Here is a 16,195-nt window from a genome sequence, read left to right as displayed (position 1 = left end):
GAGGAGGCGGCCGGCGAGCGCGGCGGTACGCCGGGAGGGCCGGTGCGGGGGAGTACGCCGGGGGCTACGCCGGTGCGGGAGGGGACGCCGGTGGGCGCGGGTGAGCGTCGGCATGCCTTCATGGTGCGCCCGCTGCCGCCCGGCCGCCCGTGACAGCGGTCCATGCGGGTGGCCGGGGCCAGGGGCCCGGCCAGGGGCGCCGCCAGGGCGAGCGGTCCGCTACAGCGCGCCCTTCCGGGTCAGGAAGTTGAACGACAGCCACCCCGGAAGCACCGGCAGCCAGAGAGTCAGCAGCCGGTACAGCAGCACGGCGGGTGTGGCCACCTCCAGGGGCAGCCCGCCCACACCCACCAGACCGAACGTCAGCGCGCCCTCCACCGCCCCGACACCGCCCGGCGTCGGCGCCGCCGACCCCAGCGCGTTGCCCGCCAGGAAGACGACGGCGAGGCTGGCGTAACTCAGCTGCTGGTCGCCCTGGTCGAACGCCCGGATGCACGCGTCCAGGCACAGCACGAACGTACCCGTCAGCAGCAGCATGCCGCCGATGCCGGTGAGCAGCTTCATCGGCCGCTGCAGCACGTCCAGCATGCGCGGCACCACGCCCGCGAACAGCGAGCGCAGCCGCGTCGACACGAACTTCCGCATCGCCGGGATGGCCGTGACCACCAGGACCAGCACGGCGACCGTCAGCAGGCCCGCGATGACCGTCCTGGAGGGGGTGAAGTCCTGTGTCTTCTCCGTACCCGTCAGATAGCCGAACGCGAGCAGCAGCATGATGTGCGCGCCCAGACCGAAGAGCTGCGAGGCGCCCACACTCGCCACGGCCAGCCCCGGCCGTACGCCGGAGCGCTGCAGGAACCGGGTGTTCAGCGCCACACCACCCACCGCCGCCGGTGCCACGATCTTGACGAACGAGCCGGCGACCTGCGCCACCACCGTCCGCAGGAACGACACGCGCTCCGGCACGAACCCGAGCAGGCTCATCGCCGCCGCCACATAGCTCAGCGCCGAGAAGAGCACGGCCACCGCGACCCACGCCCAGTTCGCGTCGGCGACCGTCGACAGCGGTGTACTGGCGATCTGCGACAGCAGGAAGTACGCGGCGATGGCACCGGCGATGAGGCTGATGAGCGTACGCGGCCGGATGCGCTCCAGGCGGACCGGCTCGACCGGCGCCTGCGGCCTGATCAGCAGCACCTGGCGCCGGATCTGGGCGAGCAGGTCCTCCTCGCGGGCCTCCTCCAGCGCCTCGTCAAGCGCCCGCTTCTCGGCCTGCTTCTCGGCCCGTACCGCCTTGCGCTCGGCCTTCTCGTCCTTCTTCTCCGCGCGGTCCCCGTCCGGTTCCCCCTCCAGGCGGGCCTGCCGGGCCGCCTCGGACGCCGCCAGTACCGCCTCGCGCTCCCGCTGCGCCCGCTCCCGGGCGAGCCTGCGCAGCGTCGCGCGCGTGGAGCGGCTCAGGGCGATGGGCTGGAGCAGCGGCAGGCAGTCGGCGACCGTGTCCGGGCCCAGCACCTCGACGGCGGCGGCGACCGCGCGCTCCGCGCCGACCCGCAGGCCCAGCGTGGTCAGCAGCTGGGCGATGTCCATCCGCAGGACCAGGTCCCCGGCGGCGATCTCACCGCCCCGCAAATCTGTGATGATCACTCTGCTGGAACGATCCACCAGAATCGCGTCGCCGGTGAGCCTGCGGTGCGCGATACGCCGTGACTGGAGCGCCTTCACCTGCTCCCAGGCGCCCCGCACCACCTGGTCGGTGATCTCGTCGTCCGCGAGCGAGTCCAGGGAACGCCCGCCCAGGTGCTCGTACACCAGCATCACGGCGTCCGGGCCGAGCTCGGAGGTCGCGATCAGCTTCGGGGCGTTGGCACCGGCGGCGATCGCCGCGTACGCCAGCAGCGCCTCCTGCTCCAGCGCCTGGCGCAGCGACTGGATGGAGCGACGGGTGGTGATGCCGCGCAGCGTCATCCGGCGCCACACCCGGTAGAAGAACCCCTGCGCCTGCTGCTCACGGTCGACGACGGTGACGTCGAGCGGCGGGCCCTCCTCCAGGGTGACCAGATACCGGCGGCCCCGGTCGCCCTGCTCGGCGGAGTCCGGCACGTCCTCCGCGCGCATCGCGGTGACCGGGCGGAAACCGACGTGACGGAGCCCGGCCAGGAGTGTCTGGCCGGTGGGGCGGACGTTCGGGGAACCGACCGCGTACAGCGTGCCGTACGCGACGGTCCAGCCGATCAGGATGGTCAGGATGATCGACAGCGGGGTGGTGTAGCCCGCCACCAGCATCGTGAACGCGTCGAGCAGCAGCACCACCCACAGCGCCACGCGCCAGCGTGGCCTCCGGGCCATTCCGACGGCCGACATATAGGCGATGACCGGCGCCAGATAGCCGTGCACGGGGTCGGTCAGCCCACCCCCGGCCTGCGGCTGGGTCAGCGCGTCCTGGATGCCGCCCGGGGCGCCCCTGGCGACCCACAGGTCGGTCGCCAGGGTGACCCCGTGGGCCAGTACGGCGGCGAGGACACCGTCCGCGATGCGCAGACCGTCCCGCTTGATCAGCCGCTCGATGGCGAAGGCGACCGGGACCAGGAGGACGGCGATGCTGGAGGCGAGTCCGGCGAGCTGCACGAAGACGTCGGGCGCCTGGCCGGTGCCCTTGCTGATGTCCTTCTCCAGGCCGGACGTGGTGGCGTGGGCGAAGGCGGCGATGCCGACGACGACGGCGATCGCGAGGATGCCGATGAGCAGCCGCAGCAGATCGGACGGGCGGTGGACGCGGGCGGCGAGAAGCGGCTCGTCACCGGAGACGCGGTCGATGGGACTCTCCGCGGTCACGCATACCGTCTCCTTCTGCATCTCCCCGAGAGGCCGTACACACTGCCCCTCCATGGTCTCTCCGTCTGGTCGATCTGGTTGATCTCGTTGATCCCGTCTCACCGGTCACCGCCCGGAAGATGGTGGCACGACCGGACGGTACGGGGAGGCATCAGGGTGCGTTGCCCGCGTTGTCGGTGCCGTGGTGCAGGATGGTCCGGGTGAGTACGCAGGAGCCCCAGGAGCCTTCCGGGCACCCCGGATCCGCGCTCCCCGAGTACGCGGAACGGGTGCTGGACGTCGCCGAGGTGATCCCGCCCGGCCGGGTGATGACGTACGGGGACATCGCCGAGTGGCTGGGCGAGGGCGGCCCCCGGCAGGTGGGCCGCGTCATGGCGCTGTACGGCGCTGGAGTGCCGTGGTGGCGCGTGGTGCGCGCCGACGGGCGGCTGCTGCCCGGCCACGAAGTGCGGGCGCTCGGGCACTACCGCGAGGAGGGCACCCCGCTGCGCGCGGCCACGGCCGCCGCCGCGCGCGACGACGAGGGACACCTGCCGCGCCTCGACCTGAAGGCGGCGCGCTGGGACGGCGGTGATGCGGCGGACCGCGCGTGACGGCCCCACAGCCCGCGTAACGTTGCCCTTCACCACCAGCACACCCACCAGGACCGGCGATCCACGTGAGCTCCTCCTCCACCACCACCGGGCGTACGTCACACCGGGGGCGCACCCCCGGCGCGTACCGGCTGGTGCGCACCCCGCCGACTCCTGTGAGCCCCCCTCTCCTGGACGCATCGCAGCGCGCGGTGGTTGACCACCCCGGCGGTCCCCTCCTGGTGCTGGCCGGACCGGGCACCGGCAAGACGACGACGCTGGTCGAGACGGTCGCCGCCCGCATCGCCAAGGGCGCCGACCCCGAACGCATCCTGGTGCTCACCTTCAGCCGCAAGGCGGCGGTGGAACTGCGCGACCGGATGGCGGCGCGCATCCCCGGCGCACGGGCGCCGCAGGCCACCACCTTCCACTCCTTCTGCTACGCGCTGATCCGCGCCCATCAGGACGCCGCCCTGTTCTCCGAACCCCTGCGACTGCTGTCCGGTCCGGAACAGGACCTCGCCGTGCGTGAGCTCCTGGCCGGCCAGCTGGATCTGGAGCGGGAAGGCCTGGCCCGTGTCCACTGGCCCGACGAGCTGCGCGCCTGCCTGACGACGCGCGGTTTCGCCGACGAGGTACGGGCGGTACTGGCGCGCTCCCGCGAGCTGGGCCTGGGCCCGCGCGCCCTGGCGGCCTTCGCGGCGCGCACGGGGCGGCCGGACTGGTCGGCGGCGGCGGCGTTCCTCGCGGAGTACCTGGACGTGCTCGACATGCAGGGCGTACTCGACTACGCGGAGCTCGTGCACCGCGCGGTGCTGCTGGCGGGCTCGGTGACGCTGCCCGGCTACGACGCCGTGTTCGTCGACGAGTACCAGGACACCGACCCGGCGCAGGTCCGGCTGCTCGGAGCCCTGGCGGGAGGCGGTCGCACGCTGTACGCCTTCGGCGACCCCGACCAGTCGATCTACGCCTTCCGGGGCGCCGATGTGAACGGCATCCTCGACTTCCCGGGCACCTTCCGCCGCCCCGACGGCACCCCGGCGCCGGTCGCCGTCCTGACCACCTCGCGCCGCTCGGGCGCGGCCCTGCTGTCCGCCACCCGGCTGCTCACCGCGCGGATGCCCCTGCCGCGGCTCCCCGCCGACAAGGTCCGCGCCCACCGGGACCTGGCGGCGGTCCGGGACGGCGGCCGGGTCGAGACGTACACCTTCCCGACCGCCTCCACGGAGGTCGACAACATCGCGGACATCCTGCGGCGCGCCCACCTGGAGGAGGGCGTGCCCTGGCACGACATGGCGGTCCTGGTCCGCGCCGGCTCCCGAACGATCCCGACCCTCCGCCGCGCCCTGACCTCGGCGGGCGTCCCCGTCGAGGTCGACGCCCCCGACATCCCCCTGCGCCACGAGCCCGCGGTCACCCCCCTCCTCACGGCGCTCCGCGCGACGGCCACCGCCGCCCTCGGCCCGGCGGCGGCCACGCGGCGCACTGCGGTCGCCCCGGGGGCGGTGGGCGCGCCCCCCGAGGAGCCCGCACCGGGCGCCTCCCCGGCGTCCGCGCCGCCCTCGGCGTCTCCGGCGTCTCCGGCCGACCGGGCGGCACCCGAGCGCCGCGAGGCGGGCGCCGGGGCCGATGCGGAGACCCGCCCGGACGGGGGCGCGGACGGAGAGGCCACCCGGGAAGCCGGGCTCCCCGGCGCCCGCGCCGGGACCGGGACCGAGGCCGGGACCGGCACCGGGGCTGAAACCGGCACCGGGACCGAGGCCGGGACCGAGGCCGGCATCGGGGCTGAGACCGCGACCGAGACCAGCACCGGCACCGAGACCAGCACCGGCACCGAGACCAGCGCCGACACCGAGACCAGCACCGGCACCGGGGCCGAGGCCGAGGCCGAGAGCGGGACGGACACCGGGACCGCCGGGGGCGCCGGAACCGAGGCTGACTCCGCGACCGACACCGCCTGCGCCGCCGGGGCCGAGGCCGACGCCGAGACCGGCACCGGCACCGGCACCGGCACCGGCACCGGCACGGAGACCGAGACCGGCACCGAGACCGCCGAGACGGTGACCGAGACCGGGGGTGCCGGCCAGGCGTGGCTGGACGCCGAGACCGCGATCACCCTCCTCACCTCGCCCCTCGGCGGAATGGACGCCGCCGATCTGCGCAGGCTCGGGCGGGCGCTGCGCGACGAGGAGCGGGCCGGCGGGAACAGGGTCCCGCCGCCCTCCGACGCGCTCATCGCCCGCGCCCTCGCCGAGCCCGAGCGGCTCGTCGCCCACGACCCCGCGTATGCCCGCGGCGCCCAGCGGCTCGGCGAGCTCCTCCGCCGTACCCGCGAGCTCCTCGCGAACGGCGGCACAGCCGAAGAGGCCCTGTGGCTCCTCTGGGACGGCACCCCGTGGCCCGCCCGCCTGCAGCGCGCCGCGCTCCGCGGCGGCGCGGCCGGCCGCAACGCCGACCGCGACCTCGACGCCGTGTGCGCGCTGTTCGACACGGCCGCCCGCGCCGAGGAGCGCACCGGCGGGCGCGGCGCGCTGAACTTCCTCGAAGAGCTCGACGCCCAGGACATCGCCGCCGACACCCTCGCCAAGAGGCCCGTGCGCCCCGACGCCGTACGGCTGATGACCGCCCATCGCTCCAAGGGCCTGGAGTGGGGCCTGGTCGTCGTCGCCGGTGTCCAGGAGGGCCTCTGGCCCGACCTGCGCCGCCGCGGCTCCCTGCTCGAGGCGGACCGCATCGGCCGCGACGGGCTCGCGGAACCGCTCACCCCCGGCGCCCTCCTCGCCGAGGAGCGCCGGCTCTTCTACGTCGCGGCCACCCGCGCCCGCGACCGTCTCGTCGTCACCGCCGTCAAGGCGCCCGCCGACGACGGCGACCAGCCCTCCCGCTTCCTCACCGAACTCGGGGTCGAGCCCAAGGACGTCACGAGCCGCCCCCGCCGCCCCCTCGCCGTCCCCGCCCTCGTCGCCGAACTCCGGGCAACCACCGTCGACCCGCAGGCCTCGGAGGAGCTCCGCGACGAGGCCGCGCGGCGCCTGGCCAAGCTCGCCGCGCTGACCGACGACGAGGGCCAGCCGCTCGTACCCGCCGCGCACCCCTACCGCTGGTGGGGCCTGTACGAGCCGACCCACTCGACCGTTCCCCTGCGCGACCGCGATCGCCCCGTCGCGCTGTCCGGCAGCGCCCTGGAGCAGCTCGCCAACACCTGCGCCCTCCAGTGGTTCCTGGGCCGTGAGGTGAAGGCGGACGCCCCGGCCACGGCAGCCCAGGGTTTCGGCAACGTCGTCCACGTCCTCGCCGACGAGGTCGCCTCCGGACGTACCCCCGCCGACCTCGCCGTGCTCATGGAGCGCCTCGACTCCGTCTGGGACGCGCTCGCCTTCGACGCGCCGTGGAAGTCGGCCCAGGAGAAGGAGCACGCGCGCGTGGCGCTGGAAAGGTTCCTGCGCTGGCACGTCATGGACCGCGGCGGCCGTACCCCCGCCGCCACCGAGCACGACTTCGACGTCACCCTCGAAGCGGGGGAGTACGAGGTGCGGATCCGGGGCTCCATGGACCGGGTCGAGGCCGACGAGCACGGCCGCGCGTACGTCGTCGATTTCAAGACCGGCAAGCAGGCCCCCACCAGGGACGAGGTCGCCCACCACCCCCAGCTCGCCGTGTACCAGCTCGCCGTGCGCGAGGGTGCCGTCGACGACGTCTTCGACGGCCGTCGCCCCGAGCCCGGGGGCGCCGAACTCGTCCACCTGCGCCAGCCCGCCCCCAAGAAGGAGGGCGGCGACGAGCTCCCCAAGGTGCAGGCCCAGGAGCCCCTGACCGGCGAGTGGGTCGGCGACCTCCTGGCCACGGCCGCCGGACGGGTCCTGGACGAACGTTTCACCCCGGCCGCCGGACAGCACTGCGCGCACTGCGCGTTCCGCGCCTCGTGCAGCGCCCGCCCCGAGGGCCGGCACATCGTCGAGTGAGGACTGTCAGTGCGGCCGGTTAGCCTCGTTGACCGTGACCCCTCGCCTGACCGACCCCGAGCAGCTCAAGGAGCTTCTCGGCATCCCGTTCACCCCGGAGCAGACGGCCTGCATCACCGCGCCGCCCGCCCCGCAGGTCATCGTGGCCGGAGCCGGCTCCGGCAAGACGACGGTGATGGCGGCCCGGGTGGTCTGGCTGGTCGGCACGGGCCAGGTCGCGCCGGAGCAGGTCCTCGGCCTGACGTTCACCAACAAGGCGGCCGGCGAGCTCGCCGAACGCGTCCGCAAGGCGCTGGTCCGCGCCGGGGTCACCGACCCGGACGTCATCGACCCGGACAACCCCCCGGGCGAGCCGCGCATCTCCACGTACCACGCCTTCGCCGGGCAGCTGCTCACCGACCACGGCCTGCGCATCGGCCTGGAGCCCACCTCCCGGCTCCTCGCCGACGCCACCCGCTACCAGCTCGCCGCGCGCGTGCTGCGCGAGGCGCCCGGACCGTACCCCGCCCTCACCAAGTCGTTCCCCACCCTCGTCAGCGACCTGCTCGCCCTCGACGCGGAGCTCGCCGAGCACCTCGTACGCCCCCGCGACCTCCTCCTGTACGACTCCGAGCTGCTCACCGCCCTCGAAGGCGCCCGGCTGACCAACGCCGACCTGCGCAAGGTCCCGGAGGCCGCCGCGGCCCGCCGCGAGCTGACCGACCTCGTCGTCCGCTACCGCGCGGCCAAGAAAGAGCGCGACCTGCTCGACTTCGGCGACCAGATCGCTCTCTCCGCCGAGCTGGCCCTCACCCGGCCCGAGGTGGGCGCGATCCTGCGGGACGAGTTCCGGGTCGTCCTCCTGGACGAGTACCAGGACACGTCCGTCGCGCAGCGCCTGCTGCTGTCCGGGCTCTTCGGCGGGGGCACCGGCCATCCGGTCACGGCCGTGGGCGACCCCTGCCAGGCGATCTACGGCTGGCGCGGCGCGTCCGTCGCCAACCTGGACGACTTCCCCGAGCACTTCCCTTACGCGGATCGAACCCCCGCCACCCGCTTCTCGCTGAGCGAGAACCGCCGCAGCGGCGGTCGCCTCCTGGACCTCGCCAACGGGCTGGCCGAGCCTCTGCGCGCCATGCACGAGGGCGTCGAGGCGCTGCGCCCGGCGCCCGGCGCCGAGCGCGACGGCACCGTCCGGATCGCCCTCATGCCCACCCAGGCGGAGGAGATCGCGTGGCTCGCGGACTCCATCGCCCACCTGGTCCGCACCGGCAAGGAGCCGGGTGAGATCGCCGTCCTGTGCCGTACGGCGACGGACTTCCCCGAGATCCAGGCCGCCCTGGTGGCCCGTGACATCCCCGTCGAGGTGGTGGGCCTGTCCGGGCTCCTGCACCTTCCCGAGGTCGCCGACCTGGTCGCGGTCTGCGAGGTCCTCCAGGACCCGGGCGCCAACGCCTCGCTCGTCCGGCTGCTCACCGGGCCGCGCTGGCGGATCGGCGCCCGCGACCTGGCGCTGCTGGGCCGCCGCGCCCGGTTGCTGGTCCACCGCGCGCGTGACGAGGACACGGACCCCGACGAGCGGCTGGCGGCAGCGGTCGAAGGGGTGGACCCGGCCGAGGTGGTCTCGCTCGCCGACGCCCTGGACACCTTCCTCGAACCGGCCGGCGAGGACGACGGCCTGCCCTTCTCCGCCGACGCCCGGGTCCGCTTCGCCCGGCTCGCCGCCGAACTGCGCGACCTGCGCCGCTCCCTCGCCGATCCCCTGATGGACGTCCTCCACCGGGTCCTCGCCACCACCGGCCTGGAGGTGGAGCTGTCCGCCTCGCCGCACGCCCTGGCGGCCCGCCGCCGCGAAACCCTCTCGCACTTCCTCGACATAGCGGCCGGCTTCGCCTCCCTGGACGGCGAGGCCACCCTCCTGGCCTTCCTGGGGTTCCTGCGCACGGCCGCCCAGTACGAGAAGGGTCTGGACAACGCCCTCCCGGGTGGCGAGAACACCGTCAAGGTGCTCACCGCGCACAAGTCCAAGGGCCTGGAGTGGGACGTCGTCGCCGTCCCGGGCCTGGTCGCGTCCCAGTTCCCCAGCACCAGGTCCCGTGAGTCCTGGACCGCCCAGCCGCAGGTCCTGCCGCACGCGCTGCGCGGTGACGCGCCGACCCTCCCGGCGATCGACGCGTGGGACGCGAAGTCCCTGAAGTCCTTCAAGGAGGCCATGAAGGACCACCAGCACACCGAGGAGCTGCGCCTGGGGTACGTGACCTTCACCCGGCCCCGTTCCCTCCTGCTCGCCTCGGCCCACTGGTGGGGTCCCTCCCAGAAGCGCCCGCGCGGCCCGTCCCCGTTCCTGCACGAGCTGTACGACCACTGCGTGGCCGGCTTCGGCGACATCGAGGCGTGGGCGGATGAACCGCCCGAGGGCGCGGAGAACCCCGCCCTCGCGGAGTCCTCGGCGGACCGGCCCTGGCCCCTGCCTCTGGACCCGGCGTCCCTCGCCCGCCGCCGCGCGGCTGCCGACAGGGTTCTCCACCACCTGTCCACGCTGGACGCCACCCCCGTCCCCCCACGGGGCCCCTCGGACGACCTGTTCCCCGAGCACCCGGACCACCCGGACCATCAGGCGGCCGACCATCCGGGCCCAGATGACCTGTTCCAGGGCCCGGACGACCTGTTCCAGGAACACCCGGACCCGGACGAGCCGCCACTCGACGACCTCGACGGCCCCGACGACGATCTCGCCCCGCTGACCGACTGGGACGGCTGGGACGACTGGGAGGACCGGCCCGCCGGGCTGCCGGACGGGCCCTCGACCGGCGCTCGCGGCGAAACCACCGCCGGCCCCGGCGAAACCCCCGCCGCGGCCACCACGCGCGCCGACGTGCCCGCCCCCCGGCACGGGGAAACCGCCCCCACCCGGCGTCCCGGGCCCGGACGGATCACCCTCGAAGACGCCCGCACCATCGCCTCCTGGGACCGCGACCTCGACGCCCTCACCACCGAACTGCTCCGCTCCCGCGCCACCACCCGCGACGTCCCCCTGCCCGCGTCCCTGACCGCGTCCCAGCTGCTGCGCCTCGCCGCCGACCCCGACGGCTTCGCCCAGGAGCTCGCCCGGCCCATGCCGCGCCCGCCGCAGCCCGCGGCCCGGCGCGGCACCCGGTTCCACGCATGGGTGGAAAGCCGCTTCGAGCCGCTGCCGCTGCCGATGCTCGGGCCCGACGAACTGCCCGGCGGGGAGGCGTACGCCGACGAGCCGGAGATCGCCGACGAGCGGGACCTCGCCGCGCTCAAGGAGGCGTTCGAGGACACCCCGTACGCCCATCGCACCCCCCACCGCGTCGAGGCGCCGTTCCAGCTGACCCTGGCCGGTCGCGTCATCCGGGGCCGTATCGACGCCGTCTACCGCGACCCGGACACCGGCGCGTACGAAATCGTCGACTGGAAGACCAGCCGCTTCCGCACCGCCGACCCCCTCCAGCTCGCGGTCTACCGCCTCGCCTGGGCCGAGCAGCACGGCCTGCCGCTCGACCGGGTCACGGCGGCCTTCGTCTACGTACGAACGGGCGAGGTCATCCGCCCGGACGACCTCCCCGGGCGCCCCGGGATCGAGAGCATCCTGCTCCGTGGGACGGCAGACGGCCCGGCCCCGGACGCCGGATAGGCTCAAGGGCATGAGCGACACCCCGGACAGCGCCGTCCACACCGTACGTACGTACATGGCGCAGCACCGCGCGGCCTTCCTCGACGACCTCGCCGAGTGGCTGCGCATCCCGTCCGTGTCGGCGCAGCCGGCGCACGCCACGGACGTACGGCGCAGTGCGGAGTGGCTCGCGGCGAAGCTGACGGAGACCGGCTTCCCGGTCGCCGAGGTCTGGGAGACGGAGGGCGCCCCCGCGGTCTTCGCCGAGTGGCCCTCGGGCGAGGAGGACGCGCCCACCGTCCTGGTCTACGGCCACCACGACGTGCAGCCCGCCGCCCGCGAGGACGGCTGGGACACGGACCCCTTCGAGCCGGTGATCCGCGGAAACCGCCTCCACGCGCGCGGTGCCGCCGATGACAAGGGGCAGGTGTTCTTCCACACGCTGGGCGTGCGCGCCCATCTCGCGCTGACCGGCCGCACCGCCCCGGCCGTCAACCTGAAGATGCTGATCGAGGGCGAGGAGGAGTCCGGCTCCCCGCACTTCCGAGCACTCGTCGAGCGGCACCGCGCCCGTCTCGCCGCCGATGCCGTGATCGTCTCCGACACCGGCATGTGGTCGGAGACGACCCCCACCGTCTGCACCGGCATGCGCGGCGTCGCCGACTGCGAGATCACGCTGTACGGCCCGGACCAGGACATCCACTCCGGTTCCTTCGGCGGCGCCGTACCGAACCCGGCCACGATCGCCGCCCGTCTGGTCGCCGCGCTCCACGACGAGGACGAGCACGTCACGATCCCCGGCTTCTACGACAACATCCCCGCGCTCGGCGACGCCGAGCGCGAGCTGATCGCCGAGCTGCCCTTCGACGAGGCGGCCTGGCTGGCCACCGCCAAGTCCTACGGCACCCTCGGCGAGGCGGGCTACTCCACCCTGGAACGCCTCTGGGCGCGCCCGACAGCCGAGGTCAACGGCATCGGCAGCGGCTACCAGGGGCCAGGGGGCAAGACGATCATTCCGTCCACGGCCCATCTGAAGCTGTCGTTCCGCCTGGTCGCGGGCCAGGACCCGGACAAGATCGAACTGGCGGTACGGGACTGGGTCGCCGCGGGCCTCCCGGCCGGGATCCGCCACGAGATCACCTTCGGCGCCCCCACGCGCCCGTGCCTGACGCCGCTCGACCACCCGGCCCTCCGGTCCGTCGCCCGGTCGATGAGCCGGGCCTTCGACGGTGCCAAGGTCCGCTTCACCCGTGAGGGCGGCTCGGGGCCGGCCGCCGACCTCCAGGACGTCCTGGCGGCACCGGTGCTGTTCCTCGGCATCTCCGTACCCTCCGACGGCTGGCACGCGCCGAACGAGAAGGTCGAGCTGGACCTGCTGCTGAAGGGCGCGGAGACGACGGCCCACCTGTGGGGCGACCTGTCCGCCGCACTCCGCTGAAGATGAAGAGACCGCCATGCACCCGGGGGAGTTGGAACCACCAGTGAGCACCATCAGCAACGAAGCCCACCGGCCGATCAGTCTGACGGCCCCGAGCGGCATCGACCGCGCGGCACACCACCGTCTCGACGAGGCGTGGCTCGCCGCCGCGTGGAGCCACCCGACCACCCGGGTCTTCGTGGTCTCCGGCGGCCAGGTCCTGATCGACGACACCCCCGACGGGCGCACCGAACTGGTCATGACCCCGGCGTTCGAAGCGCCCGTCACCGAGACCCACCGGTACTTCCTGGGGACGGACGCGGACGGCGTCAGCTACTTCGCGCTCCAGAAGGACGCGCTCCCGGGCCGGATGGACCAGTCGGCCCGCCCGGCCGGGCTGCGGGAGGCCGGGCTGCTGCTGTCGCCGCGGGACGCCGGTCTGATGGTGCACGCGGTGGCGCTGGAGAACTGGCAGCGGCTGCACCGCTTCTGCTCACGCTGCGGCGAGCGCACGGTGATCGCTGCGGCGGGGCACATCCGCCGCTGCCCGGCCTGCGGCGCCGAGCACTACCCGCGCACCGACCCGGCGGTGATCATGCTGGTGACGGACGAGGAGGACCGGGCGCTGCTGGGCCGCCAGGTCCACTGGCCGGAGGGTCGTTTCTCGACGCTGGCTGGGTTCGTGGAGCCGGGCGAGTCGATCGAGCAGTCGGTCGCACGTGAGGTCTTCGAGGAGGCCGGGGTGACGGTCGGCGAGGTGCGGTACGTCGCCAGCCAGCCGTGGCCGTTCCCGTCGAGCCTGATGCTGGGCTTCATGGCGCGCGCCACGTCCTCCGAGATCAATGTGGACGGCGACGAGATCGAGGAGGCCCGCTGGTTCTCCCGGGAAGACCTGCGGGCCGCGTTCGAGTCCGGCGAGGTCCTTCCCCCGTACGGCATCTCGATCGCGGCCCGTCTGATCGAGCTCTGGTACGGCAAGCCGCTACCCAGGCCCGGAAACGTCGCCTAGCGCCGGCAGGCGCGCGCGTCAGGCGCCGATCTTCTGCTTGACCTGGGCCAGCGAAGGGTTGGTCAGCGTCGTGCCGTCCGCGAAGAGGACGGTCGGCACGGTCTGGTTTCCTCCGTTGGCCTTCTCCACGAAGGCGGCCGACTCAGGGTCCAGCTCGATGTTGATCTCGGTGTACGCGATGCCCTCGCGGTCCAGCTGGCTCTTCAGCCGGCGGCAGTAGCCGCACCACGTCGTGCTGTACATCGTCAGGGTGCCCTGCATCGTCTCTGCGCTCCTCGGGTCGGGTCGGTGGGGGCGGGTGCCGATTGCGGCACCGAGAGGCAAAACGTACGCGCCCACGGGACCATTCCCACACCGCGCCCGGAACCGGTACGACAGTACGACCGCAATCTCTGCCCTGTGGACAACGGTCACATCCGCCACCGGCGACCTGGCAGCATGGCAGGGTGACAGCAGCAACGGACTCCACTCCCTTCCCGCAGGTCCCCGAGACCGCCGACGCGGTGCTCGACGGGCTCGACCCCGAGCAGCGCGAGGTGGCGACGGCCCTGCACGGTCCGGTGTGCGTGCTGGCGGGCGCCGGCACGGGCAAGACGCGCGCGATCACCCACCGGATCGCCTACGGCGTCCGCGCGGGCATACTCGCGCCGGCCAGTGTGCTCGCCGTCACCTTCACCAACCGCGCCGCGGGCGAGATGCGCGGCCGGCTCCGCCAGCTCGGCGCGGGCGGCGTCCAGGCCCGCACCTTCCACTCGGCCGCCCTTCGTCAGCTGCAGTACTTCTGGCCGAAAGTCGTCGGTGGTGAACTGCCGCGTCTGCTGGAGCGGAAGATCCAGCTGGTGGCCGAGGCCGCCGCCCGCTGCCGCATCCGCCTCGACCGCAACGAGCTGCGCGACACCACGAGCGAGATCGAGTGGGCCAAGGTCACGCAGACCGTCCCCGCCGATTACCCGGCGGCGGTCGCCAAGGCCCAGCGTGACGCCCCACGGGACGTTGCCGAAATTGGCCAGATCTATGCGATGTACGAGCAGCTCAAGCGAGACCGCGGAGTCATCGACTTCGAGGACGTCCTGCTGCTGACCGTCGGCATCCTCCAGGACCGGCACGACATCGCCGACCAGATCCGCCGCCAGTACCAGCACTTCGTGGTGGACGAGTACCAGGACGTGTCCCCGCTCCAGCAGCGTCTCCTCGACCTGTGGCTGGGCGACCGCGACAACCTCTGCGTCGTCGGTGACGCCAGCCAGACGATCTACTCGTTCACCGGCGCCACCCCCGACCACCTGCTGAACTTCCGCACCCGTCACCCCAACGCCACCGTGGTGAAGCTGGTCCGCGACTACCGCTCCACCCCACAGGTCGTCCACCTGGCCAACGGGCTGCTCAGCCAGGCCGTCGGCCGGGCCGCCGAGCACCGCCTGGAGCTGATCTCCCAGCGCGACCCGGGCCCGGAGCCCGCCTACACGGAGTACGCCGACGAACCCGCCGAGGCCGAGGGCACCGCCCGCCGCATCCGCGACCTGATCGCCGCCGGTGTCCCGGCCGGGGAGATCGCCGTGCTGTACCGGATCAACGCCCAGTCCGAGATCTACGAGCAGGCCCTCGCCGACGCCGGAGTGCCCTACCAGCTGCGCGGCGCCGAGCGCTTCTTCGAGCGCGCCGAGGTGCGCGAGGCGGGCGTCGCCCTGCGCGGCGCGGCTCGCGCCGGGGGCAACGACCCGCTGCTGGACGACGCCGGCGACCTGCCCTCCCAGGTGCGGGCCGTGCTGTCCACCAAGGGCTGGACCACCGAGCCCCCGGCCGGCTCCGGCGCTGTCCGCGACCGCTGGGAGTCCCTGGCCGCGCTGGTCCGGCTCGCCGAGGACTTCGCCCGCGCCCGCGCCGGGGCCACCCTCGGCGACCTGGTCGCCGAGCTCGACGAGCGGGCCGCCGCCCAGCACGCCCCCACCGTGCAGGGCGTCACCCTCGCCTCGCTGCACGCGGCCAAGGGCCTCGAATGGGACGCGGTGTTCCTGGTCGGCCTGACCGAGGGCATGATGCCGATCACCTACGCCAAGACCGATGAGCAGATCGAGGAGGAGCGCCGCCTGCTGTACGTCGGCGTCACCCGCGCCCGGCTGCACCTCTCGCTCTCCTGGGCCCTCTCCCGCTCGCCCGGCGGGCGGGCCTCCCGCCGCCCCACCCGGTTCCTGGCAGGCCTGCGTCCCGGCTCCTCGCTCCCCGGCGCCCGCACGGCCGGCGGAGGCGGCGGCATCGAGCGCGGTGGCGGCAGCCGCCGGAAGCGCCGGGGAACGGTGCAGTGCCGCGTGTGCGGCACGACCCTCACCGACGCCGGCGAGATGAAGCTGATGCGCTGTGAGGGCTGCCCGTCCGACATGGACGAGGGGCTGTACGAACGGCTGCGCGAGTGGCGCTCGGATCAGGCGAAGCAGCTCGGCCAGCCCGCGTACTGCGTCTTCACCGACAAGACCCTGATGGCGATCGCCGAGGCCGTCCCGTCCACCGACGGCGAGCTCGCCTCCATCTCCGGGGTCGGCGCGCGCAAACTGGACCGCTTCGGCACCGATGTTCTGGCCATCTGCGCAGGCCAGGACGTTGGCGGAGGCGCCGAGGAGGACTGACGCAAACTCGTCGGAAAAATAGTTTGCGCCCGCCCCAGTGATCCCCATAGGTTCTTAACCACGAGAACAGCGGCTTCTCCGAAGCCCTGTCCTTGTGCTGTACTTATCCGAATACGCGCGGGACCGGCTCCGACCGATCCCCCCGAGACGCCGAGAGGAGGCGATT

Annotated in this window: 8 protein-coding genes; 6 read left to right on the top strand and 2 right to left on the bottom strand. The window is 73.7% G+C overall.

The features are described from left to right. Positions 1-219: 219 nt before the first annotated feature. Entirely contained in the window at positions 220-2,832 is a 2,613-nt protein-coding gene (locus ABZZ38_RS16985) for a lysylphosphatidylglycerol synthase domain-containing protein (RefSeq protein ID WP_356740273.1), read from the bottom strand. 191 nt (positions 2,833-3,023) lie between these two features. Between ABZZ38_RS16985 and ABZZ38_RS16980 the strand changes: the two genes are divergently transcribed. The 5 genes from ABZZ38_RS16980 (at position 3,024) to nudC (ending at position 13,408) form a co-directional block, all read left to right on the top strand. Beyond that, on the top strand, positions 3,024-3,425 hold the full coding sequence (locus ABZZ38_RS16980) for an MGMT family protein (protein ID WP_356740271.1): 402 nt from the start codon (positions 3,024-3,026) through the stop codon (positions 3,423-3,425). A gap of 65 nt (positions 3,426-3,490) precedes the next feature. After that, positions 3,491-7,366: a UvrD-helicase domain-containing protein gene (locus tag ABZZ38_RS16975; protein WP_356740269.1), complete on the top strand. Its 3,876-nt coding sequence runs from the start codon at positions 3,491-3,493 to the stop codon at positions 7,364-7,366. Positions 7,367-7,400: 34 nt separating this feature from the next. After that, entirely contained in the window at positions 7,401-11,003 is a 3,603-nt protein-coding gene (locus ABZZ38_RS16970; RefSeq protein ID WP_356740267.1) for an ATP-dependent DNA helicase, read from the top strand. Between the two features lie 10 nt (positions 11,004-11,013). Beyond that, positions 11,014-12,420: a dipeptidase gene (locus ABZZ38_RS16965; RefSeq protein ID WP_356740265.1), complete on the top strand. Its 1,407-nt coding sequence runs from the start codon at positions 11,014-11,016 to the stop codon at positions 12,418-12,420. 43 nt (positions 12,421-12,463) lie between these two features. Beyond that, entirely contained in the window at positions 12,464-13,408 is a 945-nt protein-coding gene (gene nudC, locus ABZZ38_RS16960; protein ID WP_356740263.1) for an NAD(+) diphosphatase, read from the top strand. Between the two features lie 18 nt (positions 13,409-13,426). Here the strand turns inward: nudC and ABZZ38_RS16955 are convergent, their stop codons facing one another. After that, a complete protein-coding gene (locus ABZZ38_RS16955; protein WP_355362642.1) occupies positions 13,427-13,669 on the bottom strand; it encodes a mycoredoxin in 243 nt (80 codons plus the stop codon). 185 nt (positions 13,670-13,854) lie between these two features. Here ABZZ38_RS16955 and ABZZ38_RS16950 point away from each other — a divergent pair, with 185 nt between their 5' ends. Further along, positions 13,855-16,029, top strand: coding sequence for an ATP-dependent DNA helicase UvrD2 (locus ABZZ38_RS16950; protein ID WP_356740261.1), 2,175 nt, complete (start codon positions 13,855-13,857; stop codon positions 16,027-16,029). Positions 16,030-16,195 lie beyond the last annotated feature (166 nt).

Origin of the sequence: Streptomyces sp. NPDC006368, assembly GCF_040612535.1 — a bacterium.
Taxonomy (GTDB): Bacteria; Actinomycetota; Actinomycetes; order Streptomycetales; family Streptomycetaceae; genus Streptomyces.
Note: the sequence above shows the minus strand (reverse complement) of the source record. Positions and strands in the feature narration are given on the sequence as shown.

Excerpts from the sequence above, each read along its gene's own strand:
- ABZZ38_RS16980 (WP_356740271.1), top strand. The coding sequence starts at position 3,024 with ATGGTCCGGGTGAGTACGCAGGAGCCCCAGGAGCCTTCCGGGCACCCC.
- ABZZ38_RS16965 (WP_356740265.1), top strand. The coding sequence starts at position 11,014 with ATGAGCGACACCCCGGACAGCGCCGTCCACACCGTACGTACGTACATG.
- ABZZ38_RS16955 (WP_355362642.1), bottom strand. The coding sequence starts at position 13,669 with ATGCAGGGCACCCTGACGATGTACAGCACGACGTGGTGCGGCTACTGC.